Here is a 692-nt window from a genome sequence, read left to right as displayed (position 1 = left end):
GCCGGCAAGCGCGTGCTGCTCGATGACGGCAGCGCGGTCGCCTACGACACGCTGGTGCTCGCCACCGGTGCCCGCCACGCCTATTTCGGCCACGACGAATGGGAGCCTTTCGCCCCGGGCCTGAAGACGCTGGAGGACGCCACCAGCATTCGGAGGCGAATTCTCCTGGCCTTCGAGCAGGCCGAGCGGGAGACCGATCCCGCCAAACGCCGGGCGTTGCTGACCATTGCGATCGTCGGCGGCGGGCCGACCGGCGTCGAGCTTGCCGGCACCATCATCGAGCTGGCGCATGACACGCTGCGCGGCGAATTCCGCAACATCGACACGCGGCAGACGCGTGTGGTGCTGATCGAGGCCGGCGACCGCATCCTGGCCAATTTCGCACCGAAACTTTCCGACTATGCCAGCAAAGCGCTCGAGCGGCTCGGTGTGACTGTCGAGCTCGGCCGGGCCGTCACGAGCTGCGACGCCGAAGGTGTTGTATTTGGCGATAAGCAACTGGCAGCCCGAACGATCCTGTGGGCAGCCGGCGTTGCCGCTTCACCGGCCGCTGAATGGCTGGGAGCGAAGGCGGCCCGCGCGGGCAGGGTGCTGGTCGAGCCCGATATGACTGTATCTGGCAGCCCGGAGATTTTCGTCATCGGCGACGCCGCCCTTGTGCTGCGGCCCGATGGCCGGCCGGTGCCCGGCGT

1 protein-coding gene is annotated in these 692 nt (G+C 67.9%); it reads left to right on the top strand.

Translation table 11 applies throughout. The features are described from left to right. The coding region (locus tag EN893_RS36535; protein WP_164901522.1) for an FAD-dependent oxidoreductase at positions 1 to 692 on the top strand (692 nt) is incomplete at both ends.

It is taken from the genome of Mesorhizobium sp. M7A.F.Ca.CA.004.04.2.1 (genome assembly GCF_004022825.1).
Taxonomy (GTDB): Bacteria; Pseudomonadota; Alphaproteobacteria; order Rhizobiales; family Rhizobiaceae; genus Mesorhizobium.
Note: the sequence above shows the minus strand (reverse complement) of the source record. Positions and strands in the feature narration are given on the sequence as shown.